Origin of the sequence: Variovorax fucosicus (genome assembly GCF_030316825.1) — a bacterium.
In the GTDB taxonomy this organism is placed as follows: Bacteria; Pseudomonadota; Gammaproteobacteria; order Burkholderiales; family Burkholderiaceae_C; genus Variovorax; species Variovorax fucosicus.
In genome coordinates this window covers 821,627-834,355 of record NZ_JASZYU010000001.1, presented here as the reverse complement: position 1 = coordinate 834,355, position 12,729 = coordinate 821,627, and the positions used below count along the sequence as shown (strand labels likewise).

Sequence of the window (12,729 nt, the reverse complement as noted above, 5' to 3'; positions counted from 1 at the left end):
TAGCCCGAAGGTGTGCATGCGCCGCGTTCAAGGCGATACCGCCCGCAACGTCACACGGCGTTACGGTGATCGGGCGGGTGGTGTGGGCAACTTTTCGCGCACTGCGGCGAGCATGCGCTGGCCGAGAATGCGTTGCCCATGCATCGACAAATGGGTGTCGTTGGGGAAGTAGAGATCCTGCACTTTCATGCGGTTCTCGGCCGTCATCGCATACAGGTCGGGACCCAGGCGGGCGGCGCGGAAGGCATCCATGAACGCCTTCGAGTGGTTCGGATCCAGGTAGGTGGTGGTTTTGTCGGGAATCACCATCCAAATGAACGGGGTCGTGACATGGCTGGCATTGAACCGCGTCATGCGGTCGAAGTCCTGCAGATCGAGTTCGCCGTTTTTCACGTCCTCGTCGAAGAAAAGCGCCTTGTTGCAGAGCCGGTGGCTGAACTGCGCGCAGCCATCGGGCACGACACGCACCTGGGTTTCGTCGAACACCGCATCACCTGACGATTTCTTCGCGCGGCGCGTGTGATCCCAGGTGATGAGGCCACTGATCAGCGTGGCGCCGCTGTTGAGTTCGAATGGAGGCGTGTGGGAAAGCGCAGGGAGCAGCGGCGCGGGCCTCGACGCAAAAGGCTTGCTCATCTGCTCGCATGCCGTGCTCTTCTTCAGGCGCTCCTTCAGCAGCCGCTCCACGCTTTCGAAGATCACCAGCTTGCCGCGGAAGCCCGCGCGCTGCAACCATGCCTGCAGGTCGCCGCACATGGTTTCGCTGTACTGGCCCCAGTAGATGGTGGTGACCTTGTAGCCGGCCTGAACCAGGTCCGACTGCCACATGTAGGTCATCGAGAAGCTGTCGCCGATCACCACGATATCGGCCTGGTCGATCGGCACGGCGCGCAAGCTGGCCTCGGGCGGGAAGGGCGGGGGCTGGCGGCGCCAGCCGAACTCGTGATCCGACACGCGCCCGATGCGCGACAGGTCGCCGTAAGGCACCGGCGTGAACAGCGTTACGAGCAGCATCGCGACGACCACGGCGAAGCCTGCCAGGAAGATCCGGAGCCAGAGTTTGGCGGGCGTCATGTCAGAACTGGAAGTAGAGGAACGGGCTGTACGAACCGAGCTGGGACACGCAGAACCCGAACAGCACAGCCGTGGCCAGCGCAATCACGGCGGTGGCCGTCCAGGCCATCCTGGGCTGGCCAGCCAGCAAAGCCGGCTGCGGCACCCAGCGCTCGAGCGAAATCGTCGGCGGCAGCGCCAGGCAGATGAAAAGGCCCACCAGCAGCGTGTGGAAGAACTCGGGCTTGCGATAGGGCACGGCAAATTCGCTGAAGGCCGAAGTCGGCGCACCGTGAAAACCCAGCATGCCCTTGTAGATTTCGAGGGCCGCGTTGACGCTCTCGGCCCTGAAAACGACCCACGCGATCATCACGCACAGGAAGGTGAGCGCCCAGCCGGCCACCCGCGCCAGCCGGCCCGGCGTGGCATTGCGGCGCACCTTGGCGTTCCAGAGGTGATTGATCATCAGGAAGGTGCCGTGCAGCGCGCCCCAGATCACGAAGGTCCATGCCGCGCCGTGCCACAGGCCGCCCAGCAGCATCGTCAGGAACAGGTTGATGTAGCGCCGCGCCTCGCCCTTGCGATTGCCGCCCAGCGGCACATAGAGGTAGTCGCGCAGGAAGGTGGACAGCGAGATGTGCCAGCGGCGCCAGAACTCGATGATGCTGGTTGACTTGTAGGGCGAATTGAAGTTGAGCGGCAGCCGCACGCCCAGGCACAGCGACAGGCCCACCGCCATGTCGGAGTAACCCGAGAAGTCGAAGTAGATCTGCAGCGTATAGGCCAGCACGCCGAACCACGCCGTGTAGAGCGAGGGCAGGGTGCCGTTGTGCACCCCGGTGAACATCAGGTCGGCGTACTGCCCCATCTTGTCGGCGATGAGCAGTTTCTTGGCGAGGCCGAAGGTGAAGATGGCCAGGCCCAGCGCCACCTTATTGGCGTCGACGCGGTAGGTCGATGGATTGGCGAACTGCGGCATCATCTGCGCGTGATGCAGCACCGGCCCGGCGATCAGGTGCGGGAAGTAGGTGACGAACAGCGCGTAATGTACGAAGCTGCGCTCATGCACCTTGCCTTGCCAGCAGTCGACCAGAAACGCGATCTGGGTGAAGGTGTAGAACGAGATGCCGATCGGCAGTGCGATATGCAGCATCGACAGCGGCGTGGCGCCCGCCGCCGCCAGGCCGTCGTTGACGTTGGCGATGAAGAAGTTGGCGTACTTGAAGACGCCCAGGATCACCAGGTCGACCGTGAGCGCGAACACCAGCATGCGTTTGCGTTGCCGGTCGGTGCGCTCCGGCGCAGGCGTGAGCCGCAGGCCGGCCCAGTAGTTGAAGCAGATCGACGCCAGCAGCAGCGGCATCGCCTCGACGCTCCACCAGCCGTAGAAGAACAGCGAAGCCAGCGCCAGAAATCCGGCGGCAGCGCGGACGTTGCGCTTCCCGATCAGGAAGAACCCGATCAGCACGATCGGGAAGTAGGCAAAGATGAACGCGTAGGAATTGAAAAGCATCGAATCGGGGGGCGTTGCCGGTGGGCCCGTGGGCGCGTCTCTTTGCCTCAGCTTATGGTGGCAGACGCTGCGCCGGACAACTGTCGATTATCGCGTGCTGGCGGCGGCCCACTCCAACCACAGAGTCCTGACCTCGGCAGCGAGTTCCGGCAGCGTCATACTGTCATTGAAAATGACCGCATCCGCGGCAGCCCGGCGTGCCGTGCGCGAGGCCTGCTGAGCGATCACCGCGTGCACTGCTTCGGCCGACCAGCCGGAACGCGCCATGACACGCTGCAGCTGGGTCGCTTCACTGGCGTCGACCACCAGCACGCGATCGACCCTGGCACGCCAGCGGCCCGATTCGACCAGCAATGGAACATCGAACACCACGACACGGCCCTGCGCCGCGTTGGCCTCACGCTCGCAGGCCGCGCCGATCAACGGATGCAGGATGGCCTCGAGTTGCCGTTTGGCTGTCGGGTTGTTGAACACGATGTCGCGCATGCGCGGGCGGTCCAGGCCGCCATCCGCGTCGACGACGTCGAGGCCGAACAGCGCCGCGATCGGTGCCATCGCTTCGCCCTGCGGCAGTGTCAGCGCGCGGGCGATGGCGTCGGTATCGACCAGTGCCGCGCCCTGTTCGACCAGCATCGCTGCCACCGTGCTCTTGCCGCTGCCGATGCCGCCCGTGAGGCCGATGCGCTGCATGCCGCTGGCAACTCAGTGCATGCCGAACGGAAACGCAAACGGCACGAGTTGCCGAACCGTCTCCGGCCCGATCACGAAACAGACGATACCGGTGCCCGCAAGACACGGACCGAACGAGAACGGGATATCTTTGTGAGCCAGTTTGCCGATGTAGAGCAGGGTCAGCCCGAGCACCGCGCCGACCAGCGACGACACGAGCACGATGGCCAGCAGGTAGTCGGCTCCGAGCCACGCGCCGAGCGCCGCCAGCAGCTTGAAATCGCCATAACCCATGCCTTCCTTGCCGGTGGCCAGACGGTAGGCGTGGTACACCCCCCAGAGGCTCAGATAGCCACCGACCGCACCCCAGACGGCCGAGCTCAACGGCACGCCCGTCCACCCCAGCGCGGCGCCGACCAGGCCGAGCCACAGCAGGGCGTAGTTGAGCGGATCGGGCAGCAACTGGGTGTCGAGATCGATCAGGAACTGGCACACCAACAAGGCAACGAATGCGGCCCAGAGGGCGCCGACCGGGCTGATGCCGAAGCGGTGGCCGGCCAGCGCGAACAGCGCCGCGACGATGAGTTCGACCAGCGGGTAGCGGATGCTGATGGGCGCCTTGCAGGCCGAACACTTGCCACGCAGGAAGATGTAGCTGAGCACCGGGATGTTCTGGTACCACGCGATCGGAACCCCGCAGGCGCCACAGCGCGAACGGGGCCTGGAAAGACTCAGGGGCGGCAGGCTTTCAAGCTGCGCGGCCGCAGCGGCGGCGGCCGCCTCCAATGCGGGCGGTGCGGCAGACTTGTTGCCGAACACCATCGTCCACAGGCTCGGGCCGTCGGTTGCCGGCGTCAAACTGGAAACCGAATCGGTGAGCCAGTCGCGGTAGATCACGGCCGGCATCCGGTAGATCACCACATTGAGAAAGCTGCCGATCAATAGCCCCAGCACGCCGGCCAGTGCGGCGTCGATTTCCGCCGACACCCACATCAGACGACCTGGCCGAGCTTGAAGATGGGCAGGTACATCGACACCACGATGCCACCGATGATGACACCGAGGAACACGATGATGATGGGCTCCATGAGACTCGACAGACCCGCCACCATGTCGTCCACTTCGGACTCGTAGAAGTCCGCCGCCTTGCCGAGCATGTGATCGATGGAGCCGGACTCTTCACCGATCGCCGTCATCTGCAGCACCATCGACGGGAACAGGTTGGCGTTGGTCATGGCGGACGTCAGACTGGTGCCGGTCGAGACTTCCTGCTGGATCTTGGTCGTGGCATCGGCATAGACTGAATTGCCCGACGCGCCACCCACCGAATCGAGCGCTTCGACCAGCGGCACGCCGGCCGCGAACATGGTGGCCAGCGTGCGCGTCCAGCGCGCGATGCAGGATTTGTCGATCAGCGTGCCGAAGATCGGCAGCCTGAGCAGCAGCCGGTCCATCACCCGCTGAACCTTTTCGTTGCGCTTCCATGCTTGCAGGAAGAAATAGATGCCGCCGCCGATCACCCCGAAGATCAGCCACCAGTAAGCGACGAAGAACTCGCTGATGGCCATGACGATGAGGGTGGGCGCCGGCAGGTCGGCGCCGAACGAACTGAACACCGACTTGAACGCCGGGATCACGAAGATCATGATGATCGCGACCACCACGAAGGCGACCACCACCACCGAGGTCGGGTACATCAGGGCCGACTTGATCTTGGACTTGATCGCCTCGGTTTTCTCCATGTAGGTGGCCAGCCGATCCAGCAGTTCTTCCAGGATACCGGCCGCTTCGCCTGCCTCGACTAGGTTGCAGTACAGGTTGTCGAAGTACTTGGGAAACTTGCGGAACGCCGCGGACAGCGACGTACCGGTTTCAACGTCGCCCCGGATGTCGTTCAACAGCTTGGCGACGCTCGGATTGGCATTGCCGCGGCCGACGATGTCGAAGGCCTGCAGCAGCGGCACACCGGCTTTCATCATGGTGGCGAGCTGGCGCGTGAATATGGCGATGTCCTTCGGCTTGATCGACTTGCCGGCGCGCATCTTGCGCTTCTTGATCTTGGTCGGGAGCACGCCCTGGCGCCGAAGGGACGCCTGCACCTGGTTTTCGCCGACCGCGCGCATCTCGCCGCGCACCTGCTTGCCGTTGCGATCCCTGCCTTCCCATTCGAAGACGGTTTCCTTGATGTTCCGAGTGGATGTTGCGGTTGCCATACGATCCTTGTGCGCCGTGTGTTACTCGTTGGTGCACGCCACCACTTCTTCAAGTGATGTCAGCCCCTGCATGACTTTCTTGAGACCCGATTGGCGCAGCGAGCGCACGCCCTCGGCTTCGGACTGGCGCGCAATGTCGAGCGCACTGCCGTCACGCAGGATGATTTGCTGGATCTCTTCCGTGATCGGCATCACCTGGTAGATGCCGACGCGTCCTTTGTAGCCGCCATTGCAGGCCGAGCAGCCGACCGCCCGGTAGGGCTTCCACGAGCCGTCGAGCTGATTCTCGCGGAACCCGGCGTCGAGCAACGCTTCGCGCGGCACTTCGTGCGGCTCGCGGCACACCGTGCACAGACGGCGCGCGAGGCGTTGAGCGGTGATCAGGATCACGCTGGACGCGATATTGAATGGTGCGATGCCCATGTTGCGCATCCGCGTCAGCGTGGTCGGTGCATCGTTGGTGTGCAGGGTCGACAGCACAAGGTGACCCGTCTGCGCGGCCTTGATCGAAATGTCGGCAGTCTCGAGGTCGCGGATTTCACCGACCATGATGATGTCGGGATCCTGCCGCAGGAACGCACGCAAGGCGGTGGCGAAGGTGAGGCCGGCCTTTTCGTTGACGTTTACCTGGTTGACGCCCGGCAAGTTGATTTCGGACGGGTCTTCGGCCGTCGCGATGTTCACGCCGGGCTTGTTCAGCAGGTTCAGGCAGGTATAGAGAGAAACGGTCTTGCCCGAGCCGGTCGGGCCCGTGACCAGCACCATGCCGTAAGGGCGGCCGATCGCATTGAGCAGCCGTTCCTTTTCGTCCGCGTCGTAGCCGAGCGCGTCGATGCCAAGACGGGCGCTGCTCGGATCCAGAATCCGGATCACGATCTTTTCGCCGAACAGCGTCGGCAGGGTGCTGACCCGAAAATCGATCACGCGATCCGCCCCGATCTTGAGCTTCATGCGACCGTCTTGCGGAATGCGCTTCTCGGAGATGTCGAGACGCGAGATCACCTTGATGCGCGACGCCAGCTTGTCCTTGATCACGACCGGCGGACTGGCGATCTCACGCAGTTCGCCGTCAACGCGAAAGCGAACCCGGTACTGGTGCTCGTAGGGCTCGAAGTGAATGTCGGATGCGCGCATGCTGAAGGCATCGAGCAGCATCTTGTGCAGGAAGCGGACGACCGGAGCGTCTTCGACCTCGGCCACCGCCTGCTCGTTCGCATCGCTCGAGCTGTCGACGGCATCGTCGAACTCGAACTCGGCACCGACGATGTTGTCAATGGTTTCGGCCGCGCTGACCGCAGCCGCTTCGACCATGCGCGAGAGCTTGTCGTACTCGGCAATGACCCAGTCGACACCCATCTGCGATGCGAACTTGATCTTTTCTGCCGCCTGCTGATCCGATGGATCTGCCGTGGCAACGATCAGGCGGTTGCTGCGCTTGCTGAGGACGACGATTCGATAGGCCTGACACAGCTTTGCATCGAGCAGGTCTTTAGGCAGGCGCTGCGGGTCGATGGCATCGAGGTCGAGCAGCGGCGCCCCGAAAGCGCTGGAAAGGGTGTGGGCCAGATCGGCGGCCGACACGGCTCCGGTGCCGGTCAGTTCCGCAATGAAGCTCGAACGGCTTGATTGCGACTTTTGGTAGATCTCTTCAGCTGTCTTCGACGCCAGCTTGCCGGCCGAGATCAGCGCACGTGCCAGTCCCGGAAGCGCGATCGGCGAGTTTTCTTTGACAAGAGGTTCGGCAGCGGCCATTCAAAGAATGTAAAAGACGTGAAAAATTGATTCACGATCATCGCTGATCGACCCCATGCTGTAAATCGCGGCCATGCAACAGTCCGCGTAGCATTTGGCATTACAGCCATGAAAGGCTGGTCGGGGTGAGAGGATTCGAACCTCCGGCCTCTACGTCCCGAACGTAGCGCTCTACCAGGCTAAGCTACACCCCGATGGTTGCAGTAAAAGAGAAACGACCCTCGAAGAACTTAGGTGCGGCGCTCAAGCAACTGAGCCGCCAATTGTAGCAAACCTTGCGAGTAGGAATTGGCGGGCAGGCCGCGCAAAGCATCGATTGCGCGTTGCGCTTCCGCCGCTGCGGCTGCGCGCGTGGCGTCGAGCGCACCGGTGCGTTGCACGATCGCAACGATGGCCGCCAGTTGTGACGTGTCACCGGCCTCGATGGCGCAGCGGATCAGTGCGCTGTCTGCCGGCTCGGCCCGTTGCATCGCAAGGATGAGCGGGAGCGTCGTTTTGCCTTCGCGCAGGTCGTCGCCAAGATTCTTGCCGGTTTCGTTGGCGTCCCCGGCATAGTCGAGAACGTCGTCGATCACCTGAAATGCCGTTCCGAGTGCCTGGCCGTAAGTGGCGCATGCCTCCTCGACGGCCGGGGTGCTGCCCGCCAGCACGGCGGCCAGGCGCGTGCTGGCTTCGAACAGCTTGGCCGTCTTGGAGCGAATCACGCGCAGGTAGGCGGCTTCGTCGAGCGTGGCATCGTGCATGTTCATCAGCTGCAGGACTTCACCTTCGGCAATGACGTTGGTGGCCTCGGCCAGGATCTGCATCACGCGCATGTTGTCGGCGTCCAGCATCATCTGGAAAGCGCGCGAGTACAGAAAGTCGCCCACCAGCACGCTGGCCGGGTTGCCGAAGGACTCGTTGGCCGTCGCGCGGCCACGGCGCAGGGTCGATTCGTCGACCACGTCGTCGTGCAGCAGAGTCGCGGTATGGATGAATTCGACCACCGCTGCCAGATTGAAGCGCTGCGCGTCCGTGCAGCCGAGTGCACCGCTCATCAAGAGCAGGAGGGCAGGGCGCAGACGCTTGCCGCCGGCCGAAATGATGTAGCGGGACACTTCGCTCACGAGCGGAACGCCGGTGTCGAGCCGCGTCGCAATCACGCGGTCGACCTGCTCCATGTCGGCGGCGACCAGGCCGAGCGCGGTGGCGGTGGGGGATTGGGAGGGGGAAGCTGACAAAGCGGAAGCGTCGGATGCCGCGACAGAAAGAGGGCCGGCCAGAGCGGCCGGGACGCCGCGATTATAGGGAGCCGCCCATGCGCTTTCGGCTGCGCATGCCGGCCGGTTCATGAGCCGGCGCAAAGCGGGCTATAATCTTGGGCTCTGCGGAAATCCGTCCGTAGAGCCATCTTATTCAAGAGGTCAACATGTACGCGGTCATAAAAACCGGGGGCAAGCAGTATCGCGTTGCTTCCGGCGAAAAAATTAAAGTAGAACAGATTGCTGCGGACGTAGGCCAGGAAATCGTGATCGATCAGGTTCTTGCAGTCGGCAACGGCTCCGAGATCAAGGTCGGCACGCCCCTGGTGTCCGGCGCATCCGTCACGGTGACAGTCCTGTCACACGGCCTGCACGACAAAGTGCACATCTTCAAGATGCGCCGTCGCAAGCACTATCAGAAACGTCAAGGCCATCGCCAGCAGTTCACCGAACTGCAAATCGGCGCGATCGCTGCTTAAGGAGCGGACACCATGGCACAGAAAAAAGGCGGCGGCTCCACGCGAAACGGGCGCGATTCCAAGCCCAAGATGCTCGGCGTGAAAGCGTTCGGCGGCGAACTGATCAGCGCAGGCTCGATCATCGTGCGTCAGCGCGGCACCCAGTTCCACCCCGGCGTGAACGTCGGCGTGGGCAAGGACCACACGCTGTTTGCCCTGGTCGACGGCCACGTGTCGTTTGCCGTCAAGGGCGCGCTCAGCAAGCACACGGTCAACGTGACCCCGGCTGCCACCCAAGCCTGATCAGTCACTTCGATCTGCTCGAAGCCCCGCTGGTCGGGGCTTTTTTCATTTGTAAACTGGACATCCCATGAAGTTCGTTGACGAAGCCTTCATCGACATCGCCGCCGGCGATGGCGGCAACGGCTGCGTGTCGTTCCGCCATGAGAAGTACAAAGAATTCGGCGGCCCCAACGGCGGCGACGGCGGCCGTGGTGGTCACGTGTTCGCAGTGGCCGATCCCAATCTCAACACGCTGGTCGACTTCCGCTTCTCGCGCCGGCACGATGCCAAGCGCGGCCAGCACGGCATGGGCTCCGACATGTTCGGTGCCGCCGGCGACGACATCACGCTCAAGATGCCGGTGGGTACGATCGTCACCGACGCCGAAACAGGCGAGGTGCTGTATGAGTTGCTGGTGCCGGGCGAAGTGATCATCATCGCCAAAGGCGGCGACGGGGGCTTTGGCAACATGCGCTTCAAGAGCGCAATCAATCGTGCGCCGCGGCAGAAGACGCCCGGCTGGCCCGGCGAAAAGAAGAGCCTCAAGCTGGAACTCAAGGTGCTGGCCGATGTGGGCCTGCTGGGCATGCCGAACGCCGGCAAGTCGACGCTGATCAGCGCCATCTCGAATGCCCGTCCGCGCATTGCCGACTACCCGTTCACCACGCTGCACCCGAACCTCGGCGTGGTGCGCGTCGGCCCCGAGCAGAGCTTCGTGGTCGCCGATCTGCCCGGGTTGATCGAAGGTGCCTCCGAAGGCGCCGGCCTGGGCCACCTGTTCCTGCGTCACCTGCAGCGCACGCGCCTGCTGCTGCACGTCATCGATCTTGCGCCCTTCGACGACAGTGTCGATCCGGTCGCGCAGGCCAAGGCGATCGTCGGCGAACTGAAGAAGTACGACGCGGCCCTCTATCAGAAGCCGCGCTGGCTGGTGCTCAACAAGCTCGACATGGTGCCCTCCGACGAGCGCGCCGCACGCGTCAAGGACTTCGTGAAGCGGCTGCGTTTCAAGGGACCGGTGTTCGAGATCTCGGCGCTCACACGCGAAGGCTGCGAGCCGCTGGTGCAGGCGATCTACCAGCATGTCAAGGCACAGCAGGTGGCCGAGCAGGCACCGGTAGACATTGATCCGCGCTTCGTCGAACCGTCGGCAGAATGAGTTCGAGTCCCCGTTCCACCGCGCTGCGCGACGCGCGACGCATCGTCGTCAAGGTCGGCTCCAGCCTGGTCACCAACGAGGGGCGCGGCCTCGATGAGGCGGCCATCGGCGAATGGTGCCGCCAACTCGCGGCGCTGGTGCATGACGGTCGCGAAGTCGTCATGGTGTCGAGCGGTGCCATCGCCGAGGGCATGAAGCGCCTCGGCTGGCGCACCCGCCCGCACGAACTGCACGAGCTGCAGGCCGCGGCCGCCGTCGGCCAGATGGGTCTTGCGCAGATGTACGAGACCAAGCTGCGCGAAAACAAGCTGGGCAGTGCGCAGGTGCTGCTGACGCACGCAGACCTGGCCGATCGCGAGCGCTACCTCAATGCGCGCTCCACGCTGGTCACCCTGCTGGCGCTCGGCGTGGTGCCGGTGATCAACGAGAACGACACGGTGGTCAACGACGAGATCAAGTTCGGCGACAACGACACGCTCGGCGCGCTGGTTGCCAACCTGGTCGAAGCCGATGCGCTGGTCATCCTGACCGACCAGAAAGGCCTCTACAGCGCCGACCCGCGCAAGGATCCGGCTGCGACCTTCGTGCACGAAGCGGTTGCCGGCGATCCGGCGCTCGAAGCGATGGCCGGCGGCGCCGGCTCGAGCCTCGGCCGCGGCGGCATGATCACCAAGATCCTGGCGGCCAAGCGTGCTGCGGGTTCCGGCGCGTCGACCGTGATCGCGTGGGGCCGCGAGCCCGACGCCCTGCTGCGCCTGTCGCGCGGCGAAGCCATCGGCACCTTGCTGGTTGCGCAGACTGCCAAGCACCAGGCGCGCAAGCGCTGGATGGCCGACCATCTGCAGATGCGCGGCGCGGTCACCGTCGACGATGGTGCGGCCGCCAAGGTGAGGGCCGAGGGCAAGAGCCTGCTGCCGATCGGGATGACGGCCGTGGAAGGTGATTTCTCGCGCGGCGACGTGATCGCGGTGCGCGACACCGCCGGTACCGAACTGGCCCGCGGCCTGGCCAACTATTCGAGCGGTGAAGCGCGGCTGCTTTGTCGCAAGCCTTCATCCGAGTTCGAGCGGCTTTTGGGCTACACGGCCGAGCCGGAGATGGTGCACCGGGACAACATGGTGCTGATGCCCGCGGCTTGAAGCCTACTGGACTTCGCGCACCGGCTCGCGAATGTTCTTCACTATTTCGCCCACTGTCTCGCGGGGGGCGTGGCCGCGGCAAAGCCCCTGGCCCGCCAGCTGTTGCACATAGCTGGAGTTCAGATCCCTGAAGCGCTTCCACTGCGGATCGCTCACCGGCTGCCAGGCGCCGCTGTTGTAGCGGGCATACGTCTTGACTTCGTCGGTAGAGCAGCGCACGCCCTCATAGAAAGCGTTGGTCGCGCCGCCGGGCCGGCTGGCGACGACCACATAGCGCACGATGCCGTCGCCCGTGATCGCGATCGTGCCGGGATCGACGCCGAACTTGAGCGTCATGTAGGGGGGCATCTGGATGGAAACCACCCGGCTTTCCGCGAAGGTGGGTGGCGGGGGAACCTCGGTTTCCTTCCACTCCCGGTCCTGCTCGGTGACGGTCGGCGGCGGGGGCGATCCAGCCTGGGCCCAGTCCGGGTTGCTGGCCTGCGCGGCGGCGATCGTGGCAAGGGTGCAGCCGGCCGCGAACAGGACGGCGCGGCTAGCGTGGTGCAGGAAAGGAATCTGGCGTGGGAACGGCATCGTTGGCAAGCTTGACATTGGGATCCGGGTCGAAGGAAGCACCCGGCGGAAGTTCGAACGGCGGCGGTTCGTGTCCATCGGAGGGATGGCGATCGAATTCGCGGCCACGCACATTGCTGCGCAGAAAGCGGTTGCGGAAATCCTGGCGCGGCAGGTAGCGCGCCAGCTCGGTCAGCGCCATTTCGTAGACGCCGCGCTTGAACTCGACCACCACGTCGAGCGGCACCCAGTAATCGTGCCAGCGCCATGCATCGAACTCGGGATGGTCGGTGGCCCGGAGATTCAGATCCCAATCGTGGCCGGTAAGTTGCAGCAGATACCAGATCTGTTTCTGGCCCTTGTAGTGACCGCGTGCGTCACGGCGGATGAACCGATCCGGCACCTCGTAGCGCAACCAGTCGCGGGTACGGGCCACGATGCGCACATGCTCCGGATGAAGGCCCACTTCCTCGTGCAGCTCGCGGAACATGGCCTGCTCGGGACTTTCGCCGCGATCGATGCCGCCCTGCGGAAACTGCCAGGAGTGGGTGCGTATGCGCTTGCCCCAAAAAACCTGGTTTCTCTGGTTGAGCAGGATGATGCCGACGTTGGGCCTGAAGCCGTCCCGGTCGAGCATAATCAAACCCCAAATTTCAATGAACTGAGTCGATTATGCACGCCGTGTTACGCACGGC

Annotated in this window: 13 protein-coding genes and 1 tRNA gene; 4 read left to right on the top strand and 10 right to left on the bottom strand. The window is 63.9% G+C overall.

Translation table 11 applies throughout. The features are described 5' to 3' along the window. Positions 1-60 precede the first annotated feature (60 nt). The 8 genes from QTI05_RS03915 to QTI05_RS03880 form a co-directional block, all read right to left on the bottom strand. Positions 61-1,074 carry an alginate O-acetyltransferase AlgX-related protein gene (locus tag QTI05_RS03915; RefSeq protein ID WP_286622980.1) on the bottom strand — a complete coding sequence of 338 codons (1,014 nt, stop codon included), beginning with the start codon at positions 1,072-1,074 and terminating at the stop codon, positions 61-63. Position 1,075: 1 nt separating this feature from the next. Continuing rightward, positions 1,076-2,566, bottom strand: a complete 1,491-nt coding sequence (locus tag QTI05_RS03910; protein WP_286622979.1) for an MBOAT family O-acyltransferase — start codon at positions 2,564-2,566, stop codon at positions 1,076-1,078. Positions 2,567-2,653: 87 nt separating this feature from the next. Beyond that, positions 2,654-3,256 (bottom strand): dephospho-CoA kinase, encoded by a 603-nt coding sequence (coaE, locus tag QTI05_RS03905; RefSeq protein WP_286622978.1) that lies wholly within the window; start codon positions 3,254-3,256, stop codon positions 2,654-2,656. A gap of 12 nt (positions 3,257-3,268) precedes the next feature. Next, positions 3,269-4,228: a prepilin peptidase gene (locus tag QTI05_RS03900; protein ID WP_286622976.1), complete on the bottom strand. Its 960-nt coding sequence runs from the start codon at positions 4,226-4,228 to the stop codon at positions 3,269-3,271. Then, entirely contained in the window at positions 4,228-5,448 is a 1,221-nt protein-coding gene (locus tag QTI05_RS03895; protein WP_286541929.1) for a type II secretion system F family protein, read from the bottom strand. Before QTI05_RS03895 ends, QTI05_RS03900 begins: the two co-directional genes overlap by 1 nt. Before the next feature lie 21 nt (positions 5,449-5,469). After that, complete coding sequence (pilB, locus tag QTI05_RS03890; RefSeq protein WP_286622975.1) at positions 5,470-7,200, bottom strand: type IV-A pilus assembly ATPase PilB; 1,731 nt, start codon at positions 7,198-7,200, stop codon at positions 5,470-5,472. 117 nt (positions 7,201-7,317) lie between these two features. Further along, positions 7,318-7,394 (bottom strand) — tRNA-Pro (locus QTI05_RS03885). Between the two features lie 36 nt (positions 7,395-7,430). Next, a complete protein-coding gene (locus QTI05_RS03880) occupies positions 7,431-8,360 on the bottom strand; it encodes a polyprenyl synthetase family protein (protein WP_286623356.1) in 930 nt (309 codons plus the stop codon). Between the two features lie 248 nt (positions 8,361-8,608). Between QTI05_RS03880 and rplU the strand changes: the two genes are divergently transcribed. The 4 genes from rplU to proB all read left to right on the top strand — a co-directional run bounded on the left by rplU (position 8,609) and on the right by proB (position 11,479). Then, positions 8,609-8,920 carry a 50S ribosomal protein L21 gene (gene rplU / locus QTI05_RS03875; RefSeq protein ID WP_286541931.1) on the top strand — a complete coding sequence of 104 codons (312 nt, stop codon included), beginning with the start codon at positions 8,609-8,611 and terminating at the stop codon, positions 8,918-8,920. Positions 8,921-8,932: 12 nt separating this feature from the next. Beyond that, positions 8,933-9,202: a 50S ribosomal protein L27 gene (gene rpmA / locus QTI05_RS03870; protein ID WP_286541932.1), complete on the top strand. Its 270-nt coding sequence runs from the start codon at positions 8,933-8,935 to the stop codon at positions 9,200-9,202. A gap of 67 nt (positions 9,203-9,269) precedes the next feature. Then, positions 9,270-10,340: an Obg family GTPase CgtA gene (cgtA, locus tag QTI05_RS03865; protein ID WP_286541933.1), complete on the top strand. Its 1,071-nt coding sequence runs from the start codon at positions 9,270-9,272 to the stop codon at positions 10,338-10,340. Then, positions 10,337-11,479, top strand: coding sequence for a glutamate 5-kinase (gene proB / locus QTI05_RS03860; protein WP_286541934.1), 1,143 nt, complete (start codon positions 10,337-10,339; stop codon positions 11,477-11,479). Before cgtA ends, proB begins: the two co-directional genes overlap by 4 nt. A gap of 3 nt (positions 11,480-11,482) precedes the next feature. Here proB and QTI05_RS03855 read toward each other — a convergent pair whose 3' ends face one another. Both QTI05_RS03855 and QTI05_RS03850 read right to left on the bottom strand, forming a co-directional pair. Continuing rightward, positions 11,483-12,055 (bottom strand): CNP1-like family protein, encoded by a 573-nt coding sequence (locus QTI05_RS03855; RefSeq protein WP_286622974.1) that lies wholly within the window; start codon positions 12,053-12,055, stop codon positions 11,483-11,485. Further along, positions 12,015-12,671: an RNA pyrophosphohydrolase gene (locus QTI05_RS03850; RefSeq protein ID WP_286541936.1), complete on the bottom strand. Its 657-nt coding sequence runs from the start codon at positions 12,669-12,671 to the stop codon at positions 12,015-12,017. Before QTI05_RS03850 ends, QTI05_RS03855 begins: the two co-directional genes overlap by 41 nt. Between the last annotated feature and the right edge of the window lie 58 nt (positions 12,672-12,729).

Excerpts from the sequence above, each read along its gene's own strand:
- cgtA (WP_286541933.1), top strand. The coding sequence starts at position 9,270 with ATGAAGTTCGTTGACGAAGCCTTCATCGACATCGCCGCCGGCGATGGC.
- rpmA (WP_286541932.1), top strand. The coding sequence starts at position 8,933 with ATGGCACAGAAAAAAGGCGGCGGCTCCACGCGAAACGGGCGCGATTCC.
- QTI05_RS03895 (WP_286541929.1), bottom strand. The coding sequence starts at position 5,448 with ATGGCAACCGCAACATCCACTCGGAACATCAAGGAAACCGTCTTCGAA.
- QTI05_RS03915 (WP_286622980.1), bottom strand. The coding sequence starts at position 1,074 with ATGACGCCCGCCAAACTCTGGCTCCGGATCTTCCTGGCAGGCTTCGCC.
- QTI05_RS03880 (WP_286623356.1), bottom strand. The coding sequence starts at position 8,360 with ATGGAGCAGGTCGACCGCGTGATTGCGACGCGGCTCGACACCGGCGTT.
- QTI05_RS03850 (WP_286541936.1), bottom strand. The coding sequence starts at position 12,671 with ATGCTCGACCGGGACGGCTTCAGGCCCAACGTCGGCATCATCCTGCTC.
- coaE (WP_286622978.1), bottom strand. The coding sequence starts at position 3,256 with ATGCAGCGCATCGGCCTCACGGGCGGCATCGGCAGCGGCAAGAGCACG.
- QTI05_RS03855 (WP_286622974.1), bottom strand. The coding sequence starts at position 12,055 with ATGCCGTTCCCACGCCAGATTCCTTTCCTGCACCACGCTAGCCGCGCC.
- proB (WP_286541934.1), top strand. The coding sequence starts at position 10,337 with ATGAGTTCGAGTCCCCGTTCCACCGCGCTGCGCGACGCGCGACGCATC.
- pilB (WP_286622975.1), bottom strand. The coding sequence starts at position 7,200 with ATGGCCGCTGCCGAACCTCTTGTCAAAGAAAACTCGCCGATCGCGCTT.
- rplU (WP_286541931.1), top strand. The coding sequence starts at position 8,609 with ATGTACGCGGTCATAAAAACCGGGGGCAAGCAGTATCGCGTTGCTTCC.
- QTI05_RS03900 (WP_286622976.1), bottom strand. The coding sequence starts at position 4,228 with ATGTGGGTGTCGGCGGAAATCGACGCCGCACTGGCCGGCGTGCTGGGG.
- QTI05_RS03910 (WP_286622979.1), bottom strand. The coding sequence starts at position 2,566 with ATGCTTTTCAATTCCTACGCGTTCATCTTTGCCTACTTCCCGATCGTG.